At 36.7% G+C, this 21,783-nt stretch carries 18 protein-coding genes and 1 riboswitch; of the genes, 12 read left to right on the top strand and 6 right to left on the bottom strand.

Annotated elements, in window-relative coordinates; genetic code table 11:
- Positions 1 to 355: 355 nt before the first annotated feature.
- The 4 genes from gabT to COO03_RS02660 all read left to right on the top strand — a co-directional run bounded on the left by gabT (position 356) and on the right by COO03_RS02660 (position 5,258).
- Entirely contained in the window at positions 356 to 1,720 is a 1,365-nt protein-coding gene (gabT, locus tag COO03_RS02645; protein WP_097894924.1) for a 4-aminobutyrate--2-oxoglutarate transaminase, read from the top strand.
- Positions 1,721 to 1,871: 151 nt separating this feature from the next.
- Entirely contained in the window at positions 1,872 to 3,239 is a 1,368-nt protein-coding gene (locus tag COO03_RS02650; RefSeq protein ID WP_097894925.1) for a sigma-54 interaction domain-containing protein, read from the top strand.
- Positions 3,232 to 4,683, top strand: a complete 1,452-nt coding sequence (locus tag COO03_RS02655) for an NAD-dependent succinate-semialdehyde dehydrogenase (RefSeq protein WP_097894926.1) — start codon at positions 3,232 to 3,234, stop codon at positions 4,681 to 4,683. Before COO03_RS02650 ends, COO03_RS02655 begins: the two co-directional genes overlap by 8 nt.
- A 251-nt stretch (positions 4,684 to 4,934) precedes the next feature.
- Positions 4,935 to 5,258, top strand: coding sequence for a DMT family transporter (locus COO03_RS02660; protein WP_097894927.1), 324 nt, complete (start codon positions 4,935 to 4,937; stop codon positions 5,256 to 5,258).
- Between the two features lie 55 nt (positions 5,259 to 5,313).
- Here the strand turns inward: COO03_RS02660 and COO03_RS02665 are convergent, their stop codons facing one another.
- The 4 genes from COO03_RS02665 to COO03_RS02675 all read right to left on the bottom strand — a co-directional run bounded on the left by COO03_RS02665 (position 5,314) and on the right by COO03_RS02675 (position 9,641).
- A complete protein-coding gene (locus COO03_RS02665) occupies positions 5,314 to 6,543 on the bottom strand; it encodes an aminopeptidase (protein WP_097894928.1) in 1,230 nt (409 codons plus the stop codon).
- Between the two features lie 318 nt (positions 6,544 to 6,861).
- On the bottom strand, positions 6,862 to 7,947 hold the full coding sequence (locus tag COO03_RS02670) for a polysaccharide deacetylase family protein (RefSeq protein WP_097894929.1): 1,086 nt from the start codon (positions 7,945 to 7,947) through the stop codon (positions 6,862 to 6,864).
- Between the two features lie 174 nt (positions 7,948 to 8,121).
- Complete coding sequence (locus COO03_RS26825) at positions 8,122 to 8,295, bottom strand: hypothetical protein (RefSeq protein WP_170958220.1); 174 nt, start codon at positions 8,293 to 8,295, stop codon at positions 8,122 to 8,124.
- 149 nt (positions 8,296 to 8,444) lie between these two features.
- On the bottom strand, positions 8,445 to 9,641 hold the full coding sequence (locus COO03_RS02675; protein ID WP_097894930.1) for a NupC/NupG family nucleoside CNT transporter: 1,197 nt from the start codon (positions 9,639 to 9,641) through the stop codon (positions 8,445 to 8,447).
- 387 nt (positions 9,642 to 10,028) lie between these two features.
- Positions 10,029 to 10,130: riboswitch (purine riboswitch) on the bottom strand.
- A gap of 120 nt (positions 10,131 to 10,250) precedes the next feature.
- Here COO03_RS02675 and rlmD point away from each other — a divergent pair.
- The 6 genes from rlmD to COO03_RS02705 all read left to right on the top strand — a co-directional run bounded on the left by rlmD (position 10,251) and on the right by COO03_RS02705 (position 17,640).
- Positions 10,251 to 11,627 (top strand): 23S rRNA (uracil(1939)-C(5))-methyltransferase RlmD, encoded by a 1,377-nt coding sequence (gene rlmD, locus COO03_RS02680; RefSeq protein WP_097894931.1) that lies wholly within the window; start codon positions 10,251 to 10,253, stop codon positions 11,625 to 11,627.
- Between the two features lie 253 nt (positions 11,628 to 11,880).
- Positions 11,881 to 12,870 carry a tRNA dihydrouridine synthase gene (locus COO03_RS02685; protein WP_097894932.1) on the top strand — a complete coding sequence of 330 codons (990 nt, stop codon included), beginning with the start codon at positions 11,881 to 11,883 and terminating at the stop codon, positions 12,868 to 12,870.
- 462 nt (positions 12,871 to 13,332) lie between these two features.
- Positions 13,333 to 13,863: a DUF1456 family protein gene (locus COO03_RS02690; RefSeq protein WP_097894933.1), complete on the top strand. Its 531-nt coding sequence runs from the start codon at positions 13,333 to 13,335 to the stop codon at positions 13,861 to 13,863.
- A 121-nt stretch (positions 13,864 to 13,984) separates the two neighbouring features.
- On the top strand, positions 13,985 to 14,692 hold the full coding sequence (locus COO03_RS02695; protein WP_097894961.1) for a M48 family metallopeptidase: 708 nt from the start codon (positions 13,985 to 13,987) through the stop codon (positions 14,690 to 14,692).
- A 402-nt stretch (positions 14,693 to 15,094) separates the two neighbouring features.
- Entirely contained in the window at positions 15,095 to 16,639 is a 1,545-nt protein-coding gene (locus COO03_RS02700; protein ID WP_097894934.1) for a DHA2 family efflux MFS transporter permease subunit, read from the top strand.
- Positions 16,640 to 16,770: 131 nt separating this feature from the next.
- Positions 16,771 to 17,640 carry an HD domain-containing protein gene (locus COO03_RS02705; protein WP_097894935.1) on the top strand — a complete coding sequence of 290 codons (870 nt, stop codon included), beginning with the start codon at positions 16,771 to 16,773 and terminating at the stop codon, positions 17,638 to 17,640.
- Between the two features lie 169 nt (positions 17,641 to 17,809).
- Here COO03_RS02705 and COO03_RS02710 read toward each other — a convergent pair whose 3' ends face one another.
- Positions 17,810 to 18,505, bottom strand: coding sequence for an N-acetyltransferase (locus tag COO03_RS02710; RefSeq protein ID WP_097894936.1), 696 nt, complete (start codon positions 18,503 to 18,505; stop codon positions 17,810 to 17,812).
- A gap of 13 nt (positions 18,506 to 18,518) precedes the next feature.
- The gene (locus COO03_RS02715; protein ID WP_097894937.1) at positions 18,519 to 19,628 is read right to left on the bottom strand and encodes a mandelate racemase/muconate lactonizing enzyme family protein; all 1,110 of its coding nucleotides are present in this window, start codon (positions 19,626 to 19,628) and stop codon (positions 18,519 to 18,521) included.
- Positions 19,629 to 19,884: 256 nt separating this feature from the next.
- On the opposite strand from COO03_RS02715, the gene COO03_RS02720 reads away from it, so the two are divergent.
- Positions 19,885 to 20,991, top strand: a complete 1,107-nt coding sequence (locus COO03_RS02720; RefSeq protein ID WP_097894938.1) for a M20 peptidase aminoacylase family protein — start codon at positions 19,885 to 19,887, stop codon at positions 20,989 to 20,991.
- Positions 20,992 to 21,078: 87 nt separating this feature from the next.
- Complete coding sequence (locus COO03_RS02725) at positions 21,079 to 21,693, top strand: SAM-dependent methyltransferase (RefSeq protein WP_097894939.1); 615 nt, start codon at positions 21,079 to 21,081, stop codon at positions 21,691 to 21,693.
- Positions 21,694 to 21,783: the final 90 nt, after the last annotated feature.

Consider the following 21,783-nt stretch of genomic DNA (forward strand, 5'->3'; position numbering starts at 1 on the left):
AGGGTTTCCCAACACTCTGTAAAGAGGATGCCCTATAAAGGCATCCTCTTTATGTTTAGTGAAAAATAGTGGAGATTGTTATACAATTGGAGTCATTTCTGAGGCGGATGATTGTCAAACGTTAGCGCCGCTTGCTTACCTTGTGTTAAATCTAGTTCTGGTGAATGAATTTGGAACAGGGGAAGTCTCTAATGTACAAATAAAATAAGTTTATAAGGACTTAAAATAAGTCTTTATAGACTTATTTTATATGTCGAAATACGATGAGAATTAGAAGGACATTGCATTTATAAGTTGGCATACATCTTGCAATAGAAAAAAGAAAACTATTGCATAGAAAAGGATGGGAGAAACAATGAATACAAAAAAATATGCCAAAGTAAATGAACAAATTCCTGGACCGAAAGCATCTTCCTTATTAGAACGTCGTCAAAATATTGTACCAAGAGGTGTGAGTAACGGTATTTCAACATTTGTACAGTCGGCAGATGGTGCGCTTGTAACAGATGTAGATGGAAATCAATTTATCGATTTTGCAGGAGCAATTGGAACGATTAATGTGGGACATTGTCATCCGGCAGTTAAAGAAGCACTGCATAAACAAGTAGATCAATATATCCATACTGGTTTTAATGTAATGATGTATGAACCTTATATTGAGCTAGCAGAGAAGCTTGCTGCGTTAGCTCCTGGAAGTTTTGATAAACAAGTACTATTTTTAAATAGCGGTGCTGAAGCAGTTGAAAATGCGGTGAAAATTGCTCGGAAATATATGAAAAGACCTGGCATCATTGCGTTTTCAAAAGGATTTCACGGTCGTACATTGATGACAATGACGATGACAAGTAAAGTAAAGCCTTATAAATTCGGGTTCGGCCCATTTGCTCCAGAAGTATATAAAGCGCCATTCCCATATGAATACCGTCGCCCAGAAGGGTTAACAGACGAACAATACGATAACTTTATTATTGAAGAATTTAAGAACTTCTTAATATCAGAAGTTGCCCCAGAAAGCATAGCAGCCGTTGTAATGGAGCCTGTTCAAGGCGAAGGTGGTTTTATTGTTCCAAGTAAAAAATTTGTGCAAGAAGTACGTCGTCTTTGCTCTGAACATGGCATTTTATTCGTAGCTGATGAAATTCAGACTGGCTTTAGCCGTACAGGAAAATATTTTGCAATTGACCATTATGATGTAGTCCCAGATTTAATTACTGTTTCCAAATCATTAGGTGCAGGGGTTCCGATTAGCGGTGTTATTGGCCGAAAAGAAGTAATGAACGAAGCGGCACCAGGGGAGTTAGGCGGAACATATGCTGGAAGTCCATTAGGATGCGCTGCGGCACTAGCTGTTCTTGATGTAATAGAAAAAGAAAAACTAAATGATCGAGCTATGCAGGTCGGGAAAGTTGTGATGGATCGATTTGAAGAGATGAAAAACAAATATAATTGTATCGGTAATGTTCGTGGTTTAGGAGCGATGTGTGCATTTGAGCTTGTTAAAGACCGTGCAACAAAAGAGCCGGACAAAGCATTAACAGCAAATTTATGTGCGGAAGCGAATAAGCGTGGATTACTTCTATTATCTGCAGGAACATATGGGAATGTAATTCGTGTATTAATGCCATTGGTTATTACAGATGAACAATTAGAAGAAGGACTTACAATTATTGAAGATTCTTTGCAAGCGTGTTTTGAGCAAGCAGATATAGCTCGTGTATAAATAATAGAATCATCTATAACATATTTGCGACCATTCTAGTTTACTTTATGAAAAGGTACAGAAAATTCCCTTAAATAAAGATTTCACTTTATAATGAAATGTAAGAGGTATTAAGGTGAAGAAATGGACTTGAATTTGAGGAGTGGCTGGAATGGTTGCAGAAAAGGAACGAGCATTTATGGATTTAAAAGATGTATTTGAATATGCTTTTGACGAGATTTTTGTAACAGATGAGGAAGGCACTGTTGTCCGTGTAAATAGTACATGTGAAAGGCACTATCAATTATCTGCTGAGGAGCTAGTAGGTAAGCATGTAAAAGAGTTACAAAAAGAAGGGATTTTTTATCCATCTGCGACATTAGAAGTAATTGAGAAGAAAAAGCCAATTGAACTTGTTCAGACAACGAAATCAGGAGAATATTTACATGTTCGTACAAGGCCTGTATTTGATGAACAAGGGAATTTACGAAGAGTAATTAGTTATTCACGTGATCTTACTGAACTCTACCAATTACGAAGAAAGGTAGAGGAGATGGATAATCAGTTAAAGACATATAAAAAAGAGTTAAGAGAAACGTATGAGTATGAAGGGCTTATTTTTAAAAGTGTAGCTATGCAAAAAATAGTTACAACAATCAAAAAAGTATCCGTAGTAGATAGTACGGTTCTTATTTTAGGTGAGACCGGAGTAGGAAAAAGTAGATTAGTACGTCATTTGCATGAAGTAAGTCATCGGAAAAATGAAATGTTTTATGAAATTAACTGTGCGGCATTACCGACAAATTTAATTGAATCGGAACTATTTGGTTACTCAGGTGGTTCATTTACAGGGGCAAACCGTGAAGGAAAAAAAGGAATTTTAGAGTTAGCTCATAAAGGGACCCTTTTCTTAGATGAAATTGGTGAAATGCCGCTTGAAATTCAAGCGAAGCTGTTACAAGTATTACAGGAAAAAACATTCCGTCCAGTAGGAGGTAGGGAACTGAAAAAGGTAGATGTTCGTATTGTGGCAGCTACGAATAGAGATTTAGCTGAAATGGTAAAACAAGGGACGTTTCGGAAAGACTTATATTACCGTTTAAATGTAATACCTATTCAAATCCCTCCACTTCGCGAGAGAACGGAAGATATTTTGCCGTTAATCTATCACTACTTACAGCACTTTAATGAAAAGTATGGACGCGATGTGAAACTAGCTCCTAGTACTTTACAAATGTTTGTAGGGTACCCTTGGGAAGGAAATAATAGAGAAATAGAAAACGTAATTGAAAGGATTGTCATTACTGCAGATGATGTTGTCACGATAGAAGATTTACCATTATCTATGCAGGAATCAACAGTCGAGCAGTCTGGTCAAAGCCTCTATAAAATGTTAGAAGAAGTAGAACGGAATATCATTCTTAAAGCGTATAAAACACATGGATCAAGTTACAAAGTAGCAGAGTTTTTAAAAATAAGTCAATCTGCAGCTACTAGGAAAATTAATAAATTCATAAAGGAGGAAGAAAACATTGAATAAGAAAGCGACTTATGTAAATTTAGATCAAAAAGCGATGTATATAAATGGGGAATGGATTCAATTACAAGAGCAAATTGAAATTAATAATCCAGCGACGCAAGAAATATTTGCAACTGTGCCAAAGGGCGGAGTTACGGAAGCGAAGCAAGCAGTTGATGCTGCACATGAGGCTTTTAAATCTTGGTCAAAATTAACAGCAGCTGAGCGTGCGGAAAAATTAAAGAAGTGGTTTACGTTAATTGATGAAAACAAAGAAGAAATCGCAGCAATTATGACAAAAGAACAAGGAAAGCCGTTCGCGGAAGCACTCGGAGAAGTAAACTATGCAAATAGTTTTGTAGAGTGGTATGCAGAAGAGGGAAAACGAGTATACGGCGAAATGATTCCAGCTTCTCATCCGAATAAACGCATTTTAGTAACGAAGCAACCAGTTGGCGTTATTGCAGCGATTACACCATGGAATTTTCCAGCGGCGATGATTACGAGAAAGGTAGCACCAGCACTTGCTGCAGGTTGTACAGCCGTTGTGAAACCGGCAAGTCAAACACCATTAACTGCATTGAAGTTAGCTGAATTAGCACATGAAGCGGACATTCCAAAAGGTGTTTTAAACATTGTAACAGGTAGTGCAAAGGCAATCGCAGATACTTGGATGGATGATGGGCGTGTGAGAAAGGTTTCATTCACAGGATCAACTGAAATTGGAAAAGAGTTAATGTCTGGCGCTGCGAAAACGATGAAAAAAGTTTCGCTTGAGTTAGGTGGGCATGCTCCGTTTATTGTAATGAATGATGCGGATTTAGATAAAGCGGTAGAAGCAGTGATTGGTTCGAAATTCCGTAATGCTGGACAAACATGTATATGTACAAACCGTGTATTTGTACAAGAAGCGGTATACGGAGAATTTGCAGAGAAGTTTCAAAAGGCAGTAGGTCAGCTTAAAGTAGGAGATGGATTTGGAGAAGGTACGACTGTAGGGCCGCTTATCGATGCAAATGCTGTAGAAAAAGCACAGGAGCATATTGAAGATGCAATCCAAAAGGGCGGCGAAATCCTCTATGGAGGCAAAGCACTTCCAGAGTTAAATGGTCATTTCATTGAGCCAACTGTAATTGGAGGTGCAAACGATACAATGTTATGCATGAATGAAGAAACGTTCGGCCCAGTTGCACCTGTTGCGAAATTTGAAACGGTAGAAGAAGTCATTGAACGCGCAAATAATACACCGTACGGTTTAGCTGCGTATGTATTTACAAAAGACATTAGCCAAGCATTTCAAATTAGTGAAGCATTAGAATATGGAATTATTGGCTTAAACGATGGACTTCCATCCGTTGCACAAGCTCCGTTTGGTGGATTTAAAGAAAGTGGCATTGGTCGTGAAGGCGGTCATTTTGGAATCGAGGAGTATCTAGAAATTAAATATATTTCATTAGGATTATAATATATATATATTTATTGAAAAATCGACGTAAGATTTAGGTGGGAGAGAGCATCTGGCCATGGTCAGATGCTCTCTCCCACATGCGAAGTAAAAACAGAAGGAGAAAACGAGTGTAGGTTACTTTTTCTCCTGCATAGCAAGGATTTAGATGTCGAAAAATTAAAATGGATTTATATAGGTCCAATCTTGTTTAGAAAGAAATAGAAATAGTATACTAGAATCTCTATAAGTTAACAGATAAGGGGATCTAGATGGTATATTGGTTATTATTACTTGTAACGATTATATTTGAAGTTGCTGGAACTGTCGCAATGAAGTTATCAAATGGTTTAACAAAATTGGTTCCAAGTGTACTAATTTTCGTATTTTACGGAATTTGTTTTAGCGTATTTGCCATAGTTGTTAAAAAGATTCATTTAAGCATTGCGTATGCAATCTGGTCCGGTTTAGGGACACTACTTATTACCATTATTAGCGTCTACTTTTTTAAGGAGCATATTAGCTTATTTCAAGCGTTTTGTATCCTTTTCATTGTTCTAGGCGTGATTGGATTGAAGGTGTCGTCAGCATCGTAAAAAGCTATCTTCTGAGGAAGATAGCTTTTTTGAATGCACGAATTTTTATTGTCTATTAAAACGCCCAGTTCCCTTTACGGAAAATTGGTTCATGTGTACCATCAGCTGTAATACCGTCAATATCTAGTTTGCCGGAGCCAATCATAAAGTCTTCGTGTGTAATACTAGCGTTTGCCCCATTTTCTGCAAGTTCTTCTTTTGTCATTGTTTTACCGCCAACTAAGTTAAATGCATAAGCATTCCCGATTGCTAAATGGCAAGATGCGTTTTCGTCAAATAGCGTATTATAGAACAAAATGTTTGTATTAGAAATCGGTGAATCATGAGGTACTAATGCAACTTCTCCTAAGAAGTGTGAGCCTTCATCTGTTTCTATTAAGTGTTTTAGTGCTTCTTCACCAACATCAGCTTTATAGTCGATAATGCGTCCATTTTCGAATGTCAGTGTAAAGTTATCGATAATGTTACCTGCAAATACCAATGGTTTTGTGCTTGATACTTGTCCATTTACACCCGTTTTTAATGGCATAGTAAAGACTTCTTCTGTCGGAATGTTAGCCATAAATGGTACATTCTTTTCGTTTAAGCTACCAGCGCCCGCCCATATATGTTTTTCTGGAAGTTCAATTGTTAAATCTGTTCCAGGGCCTGTATAGTGAAGGGCTTTATAATGTTTTTCATTTAAATAGTCTACTTTTGTATGTAATGTTTTATCATGTTCTTTCCATGCTTCAACAGGGTTTTCTAGATTTGCACGAGTTGCTTGGAAAATTGCATCCCATAGTTTTTCTTCTTGTTGTTCTGGTGCTACATCAGGGAATACTTTTGCAGCCCATTCTTTTGTAGGAACAGAGATTACACACCAGCTTACTTTATCAGCTTGTACATAATCACGGTATACTTTCATCGCTTCGCCAGCAACTTTATGAGCAGTTGCAATTCGTTTTGCATCTACACCCTTTAATAAATCAGGGTTTTCCGCATAAATAGACATAAAGGCTGCGCCTTCTTTTGCTAATTCTTCACGTGCATGAGCTTTCCATGAAGGGAATTCAGCAAATGCTTCTTCGGGAGCTAAATCAAATTTCAAGCGAGTTAATATTTCATCGTTCCAATCGACATATACATGCTTAGCACCAGATTTATAAGCTTTTTCTGTAACAAGGCGTACAAATGGAGCTGCTTCAAGCGGTGCATTAATTGATAATGTTTGTCCAGGCTGAATATTAACACCGACATTAACTGCAAGAGCAGCATATTTTTCTAACGTTTTTTCAAATGACATATGATAATCTCCTTTATTAAAAAAAGTTCTTATTTCATATAATACAAGAAAATTCAAAAAATATAAATAGAGTCTAGGTTACATTAATCCCTATCCTTTGTTTCTTCGACTATTTGTGACAACAAAGGGTAAAGGGTAATCGATTTAGTAGCATGATTAGGTTGGCGAGACTATAACAATTTAATGGAATAAATAATAAAAAGAATCTCTTTATTTGTATGCTGAAAGCGTTCCATATCTTTGACCTTTATTGTAAAAATGAGTACGATGCTCAAAGTATCGTACTCATTTTTTTATGATATTAAGTTCTATTTTTACTTATTTAATGGAAGATGCAAATTGTTCAACTGTAGTAGTGTTATGTATACGAACGCGTTTCATTTTTAAAAGCTCATCAGGTTCGCCTTTCGTAATGAATTGCCCTGGTTTTGTTGTCGTTGCAAACTGATAATATTTTTTCGTTTCTGCTACGACTTTATCATCGACATGTCCAAATGGATATGCAATAGCAATAACAGGCTTTCCTGTAATCTTTTCTAGTTTTTCTTTGGATCCTTTTAACTCTCCTTCATAGTTTGTGATTTTCGGTAAATCAGCATGTGTTGCAGTATGAGATTGTACAGAGAAGATACCAGAGTCAACCATCTCTTTTATTTCTGCAGAGGATAAAGCACCTTCTACATCAACGTTATCAACAATCATGTACTCGGTTGCGGTTGGTTTAAATGTATCATCTTTTAACTTTTGTAAAACGCGGAATGCATTCATATTATTTTTCATGCCATCATCAAACGTAACAAAAATAGGTTTATTGACTTTATTTATATCATTCCAGCGTTCAAACGTTAGTAATGTATAACCGTTTTCTTTTAAGTACTTCATTTGTGCTTCAAAGTTGGCAGGAGATACAAATAAGTCTTTAATTCCTTGCCCATGATAATCATCAATGGCGTGATACATGAGAATAGGAACATGCTGCTGGAATGTAATAGTAGATTTTGTGAGCGGAATACTCTTCCCATCTTCTTTTACACCAGATGCTTCAATTTGGTATTCACCGCGTTTTCCTTCAAATTCTTTTATATCAAAAGGAATTGTAAACTGCTTGTCCTTTTCTTTAGATGAAAAAGATTTTGCGCTTTCTTTTCCATCTGCAGTACGCCAAATTTTATATTGCACTTCAGTTAAAGAGTCTTTTACATCTGTCATATGAATAGATGTATTTGTAGATTCATGTGTAATGGAATCAAAAGAAATTTTACCTTGTGGTTGCACAGTCTCTTCTTGTTTTTTTTCTTGTTCTTGAACCTTTTTCTCTTTTTTAGGTTCTTGGCTGGCAGTACTCGTAGTACAGCCTGCTAGAATCGCAGATGTACATAAAGCAATTGCTGCGTATTTTCTCATAACGATCACCTTCTATTGTGTATTATGTTGCGCGCTATTACAGTGAAATCCCCACCGCTATAAAGTGATGGGGCGTTTCAAATATATGTAATGATATACCCTTGTTCATCATATCATTTGGAGAAAATGAGGGGAATATGATTTTTGAGGGAACTGTTGATAGTGAAAAATGGATTAGCTGCTTCGAATGGATCTTTTTTTTCGATTCTTATTAGAAGCGATAATAATATAACCTAATACAAAAATAAAAGGAATGATAAATACGTAACTAGGCATTCCCCACACATAATAGCTTTTCATACTTAAAATTAATAAATGTAAAAAATCAGCGAGAGCATGAAATTTCATAAAGTCCTCCGATGTATTTTTTACAAATTATAACACCGAAAATACATATTATGTATATTTAGAAATGCGAATTAAGCTAATTTTAAAGTAAGAGAGGAAAATAAAAAAATCTCCATCATACAAATCGTATGATGGAGATTTTCATGTTATTAAATAAATAATCCAGCAATTGTAGCGGATAAAATAGAAGCAAGTGTTGATGCAAATAGCATTTTCCAACCAAACTTAGATGCGACGCTTCCTTGTTTCTCAGAAAGAGCACGGATTGTACCAACGATTGCACCGATTTGGCTAATACTTGCGAAGCTAATTAAGAATACAGTAACGATTCCAACTGTGCGTGGAGATAATGTTGTTGCAATTTCTTTTAAATCAAGAATTGCCACGAATTCATTTAGAGTAATTTTTGTTCCCATAATTCCACCAGCTTGGATAATATCATGTGCTGGAATACCCATTAGGAATGCAAATGGGGCAAGAATATAACCAAAGATTTGTTGCAATGTCAGAGCGTGTCCCAGTGCACCAGAAGCTGCACTAATTACATAGTTTACAACTTCCATAACCCCGATAAAGGCAATCATTAAAGCGGCAACGATACCAGCTACTTTTAAACCATCTAATGCACCGTTAATCATTGCACCGATGAAGCTATCGCCAAATAGATTTCTATCAAATTTCTGGATTGTTTCATCTTCTTTCACTGTATCAACTGGTGTTAATAGTGAACAAACGATTAAGCTAGAGAATAGGTTCAGAGGCAATGCTGCTAGTACATATTTTGCATCTAACATCATAACGTAAGATGCTGTTACAGAAGCTGAAACGGAGCTCATAGCAGAACAGCAAATAATGAACATACGGTTTTTATTAAAATGCTGTAAGTCGTTTTTAATAACAATTAATGCTTCACTTGAACCAAAGAATACAGAGTTTACCGCATGGAATGATTCAACGCGTGGTAAACCAGTAATTTTAGAGATGATACCGCCGACAACGCGAACGATGAATGGTAAAACACCTAAATAACTAAAAATAGAAAGTAGTGCTGAGAAAAAGACAATAATTAATAATACATTTAAGAAAAAGACAAAGTCTCTGTGGAGTCCATTAAAGAGAAAATCGACACCTGTTGTACCAAGTTTAATGAGTTTGTTGAAAACTTTACTAATGAAAATGATGATCTGCTGACCAATTTTTGTGCTAAACATAAACCAACCAATTAAAATTTGGAAAACAATCATAATAGCAATTGCGCGGAAGTTGATTTTACTTTTATCGTTTGACAAAGCAAAACATAAACCTAAAACGACAAGAATGCCGATTACACTTATTACATATTGCATGTAGTTGCCCCTTTCAGAAGTTCGTATAAAGTTTTTACATAAAACGCTCGTTATATAAATACAAATTGAAAAACCGCTAAACCATTTTTTTTAGGTTGAATAGAGGATCCGCTCAAGCATAGAAGCGGTCAGATCCCTTTTTAGCCCCATGCCAAGTGAAACCAAAGAGAGAAAATGAGAGTGGGTCATCATTTGTTCTGTATAGCCACAAATGATATGCCGGAAAATCAAAAAGGATATATATAATAGATAAAACAGTAGAGGTTTCATGTCATACGTAAGATGTCTGACCTTTTAGAAAAGTGAAAAATAAAAAAGACCCATATGGATTTACTTTCATCTATGAGAGAAAGCTAACCAATATGAGTCTTCGTATACACAAACATAATATTCATTAGTTTTCCCCATAGTCCAGCAATTTTCGGTTGCCGGGTAGAAACTCTCGATCCATATTATCAAGTATATATGAGGTAACATCGTCCGTATTTAATTAGTAGTAGCGTAACATTAATAAAGAATTTTCGTCAATAGATTTTTTCTTCCAATGGCTAAAGAGCGAGGGAGTATGGTAAAATGTAACGCAGTGTTATGAAAAAGAGAGGTCGGAAAATGAGCAATAAAATGACGCCACCAGTTGAAAAAAACGAGTTTATAGATGTAGTATTTGAAGATTTAACACATGACGGTGCCGGTGTTGCGAAAGTAAAAGGATATCCTATTTTCGTGAAAAACGGATTACCAGGTGAAGAAGCACAAATCAAAATTATTAAAGTAAAGAAGAATTTCGCATTTGGCCGTTTAATGAAGCTTCATACAGAAAGCCCATATCGCAAAGATGCAGAATGTCCAGTTTACAACCAATGCGGAGGTTGTCAGCTTCAGCACTTAACATATGAAGGACAGCTAAAAGCGAAGGAAAAACAAGTACGTGACGTTATGCAGCGCATCGGTGGACTTTCTGATGTACCTGTTCACCCTGTTCTTGGCATGAAAAATCCATGGGTATACAGAAACAAAGCACAAGTACCAATTGGAGAACGTGAAGGCGGGCTTGTAGCAGGTTTCTACCGCCAAGGAACGCATGACATCATTAATATGGAGACATGCTTAATTCAAGCTGAAGAAAATGATACATTAATTCAAGAAGTAAAACGTATTTGTGAAAAATACGGCATCACAGCGTACAACGAAGAGCGCCATAAAGGAACGCTTCGTCACGTAATGGCTAGGTACGGACAAGTAACAGGGGAAATTATGCTTGTCTTCATTACACGTACGGCAGAACTTCCAAACAAAGAGGCGATCATCGAAGAAATTACAGCGAAGTTCCCGAATGTAAAATCAATTGTTCAAAACGTAAATACAAAACGTACAAATGTAATCTTTGGAGACAACACAACAGTCCTATACGGATCAGAATATATTTATGACTTTATCGGTGACATTAAATTTGCCATCTCAGCACGTTCTTTCTATCAAGTAAACCCAGAACAAACGAAAGTGCTGTATGACAAAGCATTAGAATACGCAAAACTAAATGGAAATGAAACAGTCATTGATGCATACTGCGGAATCGGATCAATCTCGTTATTCCTAGCGCAAAAGGCAAAGAAAGTATACGGCGTTGAAATCGTTCCAGAAGCAATCGAAGACGCAAACAGAAATGCGGAACTCAACAACATGACAAACGCTGAATTTGCAGTAGGAAAAGCAGAAGTAGTCATTCCAAATTGGTACAAAGAAGGCGTAATCGCCGATACAATCGTCGTCGACCCGCCGCGTAAAGGCTGTGACGAAGCATTACTAAACACGATCATTGATATGAAGCCAAAGCGTGTTGTATATGTATCATGTAATCCTGCGACACTTGCTCGTGATTTGAAAGTATTAGAAGAAGGCGGATATAAAACGCAGGAGGTTCAGCCTGTGGATATGTTCCCGCATACTACGCATTGTGAAGCGGTCGCGTGGCTTACGTTGGTATAATAGAAAAGCAGTTGATATAGAAAAAATCTATACCATCTGCTTTTTGGTTTATAAAAATACCATTTAGGACCGGTTTTAGTTAAAATAAACATTGCCGATTTTCACAATAGTTTTTCACAAATTATAAATGTCCTTGTGTTTGATAATAAATTATTAAGCATGATATAAGTGTAAAAAAAGTGGAACACTTAGCTTTATATTTTTTGACCGAGAGTTTGAAGTTGTATCCATAGTGAGAGGATTTGAGTTTGAAATGATAGATAATTTTTGGCGTGATTTACCACGACCATTTTTTGTACTTGCACCAATGGAAGATGTGACAGATGTTGTTTTTCGTCACGTAGTAAGTGAAGCCGGTCGACCGGATGTATTTTTCACAGAGTTTACAAACTCGGATAGCTATTGTCATCCAGAGGGTATGAAAAGTGTGCGTGGCCGTTTGATTTTTACAGAAGATGAACAGCCAATGGTGGCACATATTTGGGGGGATAATCCTGAATATTTCCGTCAAATGAGTATTGGCATGGCAGAGCTAGGATTTAAAGGCATCGATATTAATATGGGCTGCCCTGTACCGAATGTGGCATCAAGAGGGAAAGGTAGTGGCCTTATTCTGCGTCCAGACGTTGCGGCAGAACTTATTCAAGCAGCAAAAGCGGGTGGACTGCCTGTCAGCGTGAAAACACGACTTGGCTTTAAAGAGTTAAATGAGTGGAAGGAGTGGCTAACGCATATTTTAAAACAGGATATTGCGAACCTTTCTATTCATTTACGTACAAGAGAAGAAATGAGCCAAGTAGATGCGCATTGGGAGCTAATTCCGGAAATCAAAAAATTACGTGACCGTATCGCACCAAATACGCTACTAACAATCAATGGAGACATTCCTGACCGTCAAACGGGGCTGCAGCTTGCTGAACAATATGGTATTGATGGCGTTATGATCGGGCGAGGTATTTTTAAAAATCCTTTTGCTTTTGAAAAAGAGCCAAAAGAGCATAGCAGTAAAGAACACCTTAATCTTTTAAGACTACAGCTTGATCTTCAAGATCAATATGCGGAAGTACTACCACGTTCAATCACAGGGCTTCATCGCTTTTTCAAAATTTATGTAAAAGGATTCCATGGAGCTGCTGAATTAAGAAATCAATTGATGAACACGAAATCAACAGATGAAGTGCGTGCATTGCTTGATAAATTTGAAAAGAGTGTTGATGAGACCGGTGATAGTGAAATGATGTAACTCTCCAAAAGTTAGAGGGAAATGAATTACATCAATTTATGTGTATTTATTTTGTTCAGTTTTGAGTGCCTTTGCAGATGGCAGCTTTTGTTTTGATAAAGTCTGTTTTTTGAAAGAAGAAGGTCTTGAGAATGTAATAAACCAACTAGCATCCTTTTGTTGCGCTATACATTTTGCACATGTGGAGTGTGTGGTTTGGCTGAGTTTAAAATAAGCGTAGATTTGGAAAAGAACAGTGTATTTGAGAAATCAAAGCACTGTTTTTTCTTTTAGTTAATGTTATGAGCGAAATCTTTTTATAGGCATACAACAAATATGTAAGCGATCCATAGATACAATGATGGAGAAAAGGTCGGGTAAGACTACAAAACCTATCTTTAAAATGTTAAAGTATTAATTTAACGACATTAATTTATACATGCTAAAAGCATTACTATATTTAACATTTCAGGAGGAAAAACAATGGCAATGAGCAACAACGATATATTAAAAAGAGTAAGATATGCTATGGATATAAAAGATATAGATATGGTGGAAATCTTTAAACTTGGTGGCATGGAAGTAACGAAAGAAGAAGTAGTCGATATGCTTACAAAAATAAAGAAAAGCCCCCAGCATGAAGCTGAAAATGCTGATGTAATTGAAGATGATTACGTACTAACATGCGATATAATGATGTTAGAGTCATTTTTAAATGGATTTATTATTTTAAAAAGAGGAAAGCAAGATCCGAAACCAGGGCAACCGGCTGGGCAAGCGATGCCTTTACAGGGCAATGAGAGTGCCAATAACCTTCTTCTAAAGAAAATGAAAATAGCACTATCTTTAACGAGTGAGGATGTACTTGATATATTAGACAGTGTAGGAGTTAAGGTGACAAAAGGAGAACTAGGCGCTTTATTAAGAAAGAAAGGCCATAAGAATTACAAAGAGTGCGGGGATAGATACGCAAGGAATTTCGTAAAGGGATTAGCTGTAAAGTATAGAGGATAAGGAATAAGAGTTGTAACATTTATGTTGAAACAGTAAATGATATAATAGGTAGAGTAGGATGTCTGTAGCCTACTCTTTTTTATTTGTAAAAATAACAAGAACAAATACGCTAGGTGATGAAATGATACATACATATTTAGGTGAGACAATTAATTTTCATATAACTTATAAGAAGAAAAAATCAGTACGTCTTTATGTAGATTCTTACGGGAATGTGGAAGTGCAAGCTCCGAAAGGGACGCCTGTTGAATATATAATCCAGTTGTTAGAAGAGAAATGGGATTGGATTCAGAAAACACGTAAGGAAATGCAGGAGAGAATGCGTGGGCCACAGGAAAAGGCTTATGATCAAGGAGAGGGATTTTTGTATTTAGGAAGCACGTATCCGATACAGATTTCTCAAGATACAAGCATTGAGCAAGACAATGCAGTTTTTGAAGGGGATAAGCTACATATTTATGTGAAAGAGCTTAAGGATGAGAAAATACAACAAGCCTTAAAGAGATTTTACTATAAACAGTGTAAGGCGTTAGTGGAGAAGAGTATTAAAGTACATCAAAGCAACTTTAAAACAAAGCCACGTTCCATTCGTATTACAGATAGTAGTCGTACTTGGGGAACTTGTGATTCAAATTTACAGCTAACATTCAATTGGAAGCTGGCAATGGCACCGCCGAGGGTAATCGACTATGTAGTCGTTCATGAAATGTGCCATATGGTCCATTTAAATCATGATCGATCCTTTTGGCGCCTTGTTGGGAAGATAATGCCTGATTATAAGGAAATGGAAGATTGGTTAGCGTTATCGAGTTGGAAAATGACGGTTTAGTAGTGATATCGTTTGAGTCATTACAATTACACTACAGGTTTAGTTTATAATTGCTTCTTCTCTTATAACTGAACTCACAAACATCCTATTGTATTGCTGCATACACTCTGGACATGTGGAATGAGTAGCAATACTAATACTTTAATAAGAAGAAGCCCACTTCCTTCCCGGAAGTAGGCTTCTCTTTATATCTACAGAAATTTAGACTCAATACATTTAAAATAACTTTAGCAATAATTAATCTACATAGTCTAAATTTCAAAGCGTAATTATAGTCAGTAGATGTGTTTACAAACGAAGTAGATTTTTGTCAAAAAATCACTTCTGAATTTTATTGTTATTTAATGGAGAAATGTTATTCTATTTGAGTGGATACGATTGAAAAAACGGGGAGAGAGCGCGATGGAGAAGAACAAAAGAATGCCTTTTGTGATTGTAGCTATGGCATTAGGGCTTTTTATGTCATCTCTGGATAATACCATTGTTTCTGCGAGCATTAGTCAAGTCATTAAGGATATTGGCGGATTCGATAAAATGAGCTGGGTTTTTACGGCTTATATGCTTGCCGCAACAAGTACGATGCTTGTATTTGGGAAAATGAGCGATTTATTTGGAAGGAAATTATTTTATTTAATTGGGATTAGTTTATTTTTAGTGGGATCAGCATTATGCGGAACTGCTCAAAATATAGACCAGTTGATTGCGTATCGTGTTATTCAGGGGATAGGTTCAGGAGCTATTTTTCCGATTTCATTCACAATCATTTATTCAATTTCTACAGATCCTAAGCAAGCTGCGAAAATGTCTGGTGTGTTTGCTGGGATATTTGGTATATCCTCAGTTCTTGGACCGCAAATCGGCACTTGGATTTCTGAAGCCTCTTGGTTAGGGTGGAGATGGTGCTTTTATGTAAATGTACCTTTTGGCATTTTATCGATTATTACTTTATTGTTTTCTTTAAAAGAATCTAAGTCAGAACATAAACCAAAAGTTGATTATCTTGGAACGATTTTATTAATTGCTTCAACTGTTTTACTTCTTCTCGGTTTAGAATGGGGCGGGAAGGATTATGCCTGGGACTCTGTTCAAATCATTGGGATGTTCAGTGCAGCGGTGATATCGATTGTGTTGTTTATATTAGTGGAAAGAAAGGCCAGTGAACCGATTTTACCTCTTTCCATTTTTAAAAATAAAATGGTGCTTGGCACAAGTATTATTGTATTTTGTCAGGGAGCGATTATGTTCTCTGCGATTACGTATCTTCCCATTCTTTCAGTAGCTATTATTGGGAATGAAAATTCAAATAGTGTGTTAACACCAATGATGTTTCCAATTATGATTGGTGCGATTTTAGGTGGTTTCCTTTGTACGAAAGTTCCTTTCCGTACCATTATGGTAATTTCCATGGCGTTTGGAATATTTGAAGCTTATATGCTTAGTACCATCACACATGATACATCAAAATTGACAGTGACACTCGTCATGATCACAATGGGGCTGATTGTTCTTGGTCCACTTATGAGTGTCGCGCAAAATGCCGTCGCTCAATCCGTCGATATGAAATATATGGGGATTGCTTCATCGGTTGTGGGATTTTGGAGAAGTATTGGTGGTGTGATGGGAGCGGCCATTACAGCAACTATTGTAAACAATGATTTAAAAGAAAAGATGGTGGATTTTGCAGCATCCTCTAGAATGCCGGCTGATCAGATTGAAAAATTAGCAAAACCAGAAATCTTGATGCAAAATCATACACAGTTTCCTCCTCAGCTAGTAGAATTTCTGAGAGGGGCATTAGAAACAGCGTTGCACCGGGGCTTTATATTGGCAATAATAGCTGGTATCATTGGGCTTCTTGTTTCCTTATTTGTAGGTGGAGATCGTTATAAGGTTGAGCAAAAGGACAATAAGAAAAAGGCTGGAGCAGGTGGATTTGTTAGAGGTTAATAAATAAATTAAGAGTGCCCCTTTACGAAGGGGCACTTTTGATTTTAGTGATTAGAGAAGTAAACACCGCTCGGAAGATTTTATTCTGAGCGGTGTTTATGTTATGAATATAAATAAAGGAGATGAGGTACATGAGCCGATTAATTGAGAAAGCGATGCAGTTTGCTGCTATTAAGCACGAAGGCCAAATGCGCAAAGGTACTAACATTCCGTACATTATACATCCATTTGGAGTAGCACTTATTTTACAGAAAGCAAAGCAGCGTGATGAAGTGATTGCTGCAGGATTATTGCATGATACTTTAGAAGATACGAGTACAACCGAGGCTGAGTTGTGCGAGCATTTTGGCGAAGAAGTGTTGAAGCTAGTTCAGGCGGCTTCAGAACCAGATAAATCGTTGTCATGGGAAGAACGAAAAAATCATACGATTCTATCTCTTCCGCACCGTTCGAATGAAGAGATTACCTTAATCGTCGCAGATAAATTACATAACTTACGGTCCATTCAAGAGGACGTAGAAAGAGAAGAAGATCAAGTATGGTCGCGTTTTAATCGTGGAAAACGTGACCAATCATGGTATTACATGAGTATTTTACAGGCTTTGAAAGAAAAAAAGCGGGACATTCCAATTATTCGGGTGTTCGAAAAAGAAACACAAAATTTATTTATTGGAAAAGAAACACTTATGCTGAAGGACATCGATGTATTATTCAACTGTACGTATGGTATTTATGAGTCACAAAAAGCGAAATTGCATGAAAGAGGTCTAATAAAATTTGCGAGAGAAGTTTCTACTTGCAGTGAGGCGATTTATCATAGTGGAAATATTGAAATGATCACTCCGTTAGCAAATGATCTTCAAGAAAGAGGAGTTTCTTTTCAGTCCAATTCAGATGGCCCCTTTATTTTATTAGCATATTTAACTGAACTAAAACATCGAATGGGTTGGTCCGATGAATTATTTTATCAGTATTACTTAAGAAACTGTTCGAAGTTATAGAAAGAGCGAGTATACAATTAAAAGTAGAAGGAGAAAATTATCAAGTTCTCTCTATCATTTTCTAAGAAGGATGTTTCATTGAAAAAAGGTGACACACTACAGATAGTAGTATCTCACCTTTTTATTTTTTCGTATAATAAATAATATTAGAAAATGTGCTATTGTTATTTTACTTCCCAAACCAAACCCAATACTCCCCACCACAAAACTCCATCTCATACCCACGATAACCTTCCGCCAGCAACCTTTTCTGCCCGGCGATATCACTCATGAGAAGCTTTTCTACATTCACCCACTCTTGTTGTCTCTCACTCTGTAACTCTTTCACAAACACATACCGCATACTCCCACCATATTTCTCCTTCAGCACAGCAATCTCCATCCCTTGAGCAAACTTATCTTTTAAACTAGGAATATTAAACGGTGCAACGGTGCAGCAAACGTAATCGTATTTGTTATCTAACTGTTTTAATTGCGCCATAATCACTTTCGCTAATATTTTTTGAAGCCCGTTTCTGCGGTAAAGTGGATGAACATTTGAGACTTCTTGATAGATGACCCGTTCTAATTCTTCACCTGTTAAGCCAATATCCAATCCTAAATGCTCTTCATCAATAGGCGGAACTAAGAGCGCACGAAAGGCAATGAGTTGTTCGTCTACGAATGCACCAATCATGAAGCCATTTCCGTTTAATATATTTTGAAATTCTTCTAATGTAAGAGGCTGCAAGTTTTCTTTGTTTTCTAGTGCTTCAATAACATCATCTTGTACGGATAGGATTTGTTTGATGTGCTGCAAAGATAATGGTGCAACTTTGAATGGTTGCTTGTTTTGTTTCAGTGTCCCTTTATAAAGAATGTTCATGTTGTGACCTCCTTTAGCGAACAACATCTTGAAAAACAGTTAATTCATTGAGTACATCTTCATCAACATCAACGCCTAGTCCAGGCTTTTCTGTTAAGCGAATAAAAGGTACATCGTAGGAGAGGTTCCCAATATCTTTTGTGAATTTTAACGGTCCTGTTAGTTCAACGCTTGTAATGATTTTTTTCGAGAAAGCAACATGGAATCCTGCGGAAGAGGCAACAGATGATTCGACCATGGAACCAACTTGGCATTCAATTCCGGCCATTTCAGCTTGATGAGCTAATTTGACAGCTGGGTAGATTCCACCGCATTTCATTAATTTAATGTTTACTTTATCAGCTGCTTGCTTTTGAATAATTTGGCGCATTTCACGTGATCCTTTTAATCCTTCGTCGATCATAAGCGAAAGATCTGTTTTTGATCGAATATAAGCCATCGCATCAATGTCATCGGCGATAACAGGCTGTTCAATCCAATCAATGTTTAAATGCTTCAAAGAACGTAATGCAGTTAATGTCGTAGCACTGTTTTTCCAACCTTGGTTTACATCAACGCGAATTGCGACATCATTTCCTACTCGTTCACGTACAGCTTCAATTCTTTCAACATCTTTTTTGACATCCGTTCCGACTTTCATTTTAAAGGATTGATAACCTTTATTTATCATGGAAGCTGCTTCTTCTGCCATATCTTCTGGAGAAGCGATGCTTAAAACGTGAGTAATTGGAAACTCTTCATGATAAAGGCCACCAATTAATTGATATACGGGTTGATTTAATTTTTTCCCCATTACATCAAAACAAGCAATATCAATCGCAGCTTTTGCGGTAGGAACCCCATATATCGTTTGATTCATGATGTCATGTAATTTCTCGATATTCATTGGATTTACACCCATTAGGGCTGGAGCTAATGTATGTTTTAAAACATGAAAGGTACTTTCCCAAGTTTCACCTGTAACATGCTCGTCGGCTACTCCTTCTCCGTAACCAATAATGCCCTCATCTGTTTCAACTTTTACAATAATAGAAGGCATATCATGATAAGTACCATAGCTGATAATAAATGGATTGAGAAGTGGTAAACGAATTGCGTAAAGGTGAATAGCTGTAATTTTCAATGAAAAGACCCCTTTCTGTTTACAATGCTTTCGTGAATTTGAGATAGCTGATGTGATTTTCTCTTCCGGTGTTTTCTCATATTATATTTCAAAAGGAATATGAGGACAATTATGAATTATCAGTGTTTATTCCTTGACATTTAAACGAATATTCAATATGTTTTTGGGAAACAGGATTGTTATCAATAAAAAGGTTGTTTAGTATCCAATACAGTTTTCAGAGAATGGTTGCGATGTGAGAAGGGAGAGCACAACAGTGAAAAAAGTAGATTTGCAGGATCGGTTAAGCGAAATTTTTCAACATTTACACGAGAATCCTGAAGTGAGCTGGAAAGAATATAATACAACTGCCTATATTACGAAATTTTTAGAGGCAGAAGGCATTTCCTATAAAACATTTGATGATTGTCCTGGAGTAATCGCAGAAATGGGAAGCGGGAAACCAGTTGTCGCGATTCGAGGTGATATGGATGCATTATGGCAAGAAGTAGATGGAGAGTTTAAGGCAAATCATTCATGTGGTCATGATGCGCATATGACGATTGTGATGGGGCTTATTTTACAGTTGAAAAATGCGGATTGGCAAACAGGAACGGTTCGATTTATTTTCCAGCCCGCAGAAGAAAAGGGAAGTGGAGCTCTGAAAATGGTGGAGAAAGGTGTTGTGGATGATGTTGATTTCTTATTCGGTATTCATTTACGACCAATAGAGGAATTACCATTGAAGCAAGCAGCACCATCTATCCGGCACGGAGCGGCTGACTTTTTAGAAGCTCATATAGTTGGAACTGACGCTCACGGTGCCCGGCCACATCAAGGTACGAACGCAATTGATGTCGTTACGATGATTAATATGGGATTAAAAAATATATGGCTTTCACCGCAATATTCTTATTCCGTTAAAATGACGAGATGCCAAGCAGGCGGTGAAAGTTTAAATATCATTCCTGGGAATGCTCATTTTGCTTTAGATGTAAGGGCAGAAAACAATTTATTGTTGGAAGAACTAAAGAAAAAGATAGAACAAGTTATTCAGTCAGCCGAATCAATGGGTGTAAAGATTTCTTATGATTGGGTTGATTATGTACCTGGAGCAGTAGTATCAGAAGAAGCGGAACAGTTCCTTCGTAAGGGGATTCTGCAAACATATGGAGTAGAAGGATGCACTGCACCACTTCGCACAGCGGGAAGTGATGATTTTCATTATTATACGGTCAAAAAGCCGCATTTAAAAGCTGTTATGCTCGGATTAGGTGCGAATTTAAAACCAGGATTACATCATCCTCACATGACGTTTGACCGAGCTTGTATATTAGATGGAGTACAAATCTTGAAGCAAACAGTATTGGAAGTTTTAAAATAATATTAGTTTAAAGTGAAAGCCTGATTTTATCAGGCTTTTTTCTGTGGTGTATAATAAAAAGTATTATTTCTTAATAGGAGAAAATCAATGAACGAACAGTATTATGACGCAGTATTAAATATAAAAACAGTAGGAGAACAAAAAGGATTCAATAAATCTTTACATTATCATCGTTACGAACCAACGCCATATAGCGGGTTAGAAATATTATTGAATCAATATGAAATTAAAAGTAGTGATCGAGTTGTAGACTTTGGATGCGGAAAAGGACGGCTAAATTTTTATATCCATCATACGTGCGGTGCTTCAGCTGTTGGAATCGAAATGAACGAGACATTTTATAAAGAAGCAATGGAAAACCGTGAACGCTATGCGAAGAAGGCAAGAAACAGTAAAGATAAAATTCAATTTCAATGTTGCTTAGCGCAAGAGTATGAGATTGATCTACGTGACAATCGATTTTATTTCTTTAATCCGTTTTCTGTACAGGTATTTATGAATGTGGTAAACAACATATTGCTTTCGGTAGAAGAAGTAGAGAGGGACATTGAAATTATTTTGTATTATCCATCGGAGGATTATATTTTCTTTTTAGAGAATCAGACGGCATTTGAGTTGAAGATGGAAGTTAGATTGCCGGAAGCCTATGAGAAAAATGGGAATGAGCGGTTTTTAGTTTATGGATTGGGATTAACTAACTAAATTGTTATTAGAGGCAGTACTTGTTTATAAAAAAGAAAGAAGCTGCGCTACCTAACCAGTAGTGCAGCTTCTTCGATTGTAAACAGTTCA

This window comes from Bacillus sp. AFS098217, from assembly GCF_002551815.1.
Classification (GTDB): Bacteria; Bacillota; Bacilli; order Bacillales; family Bacillaceae_G; genus Bacillus_A.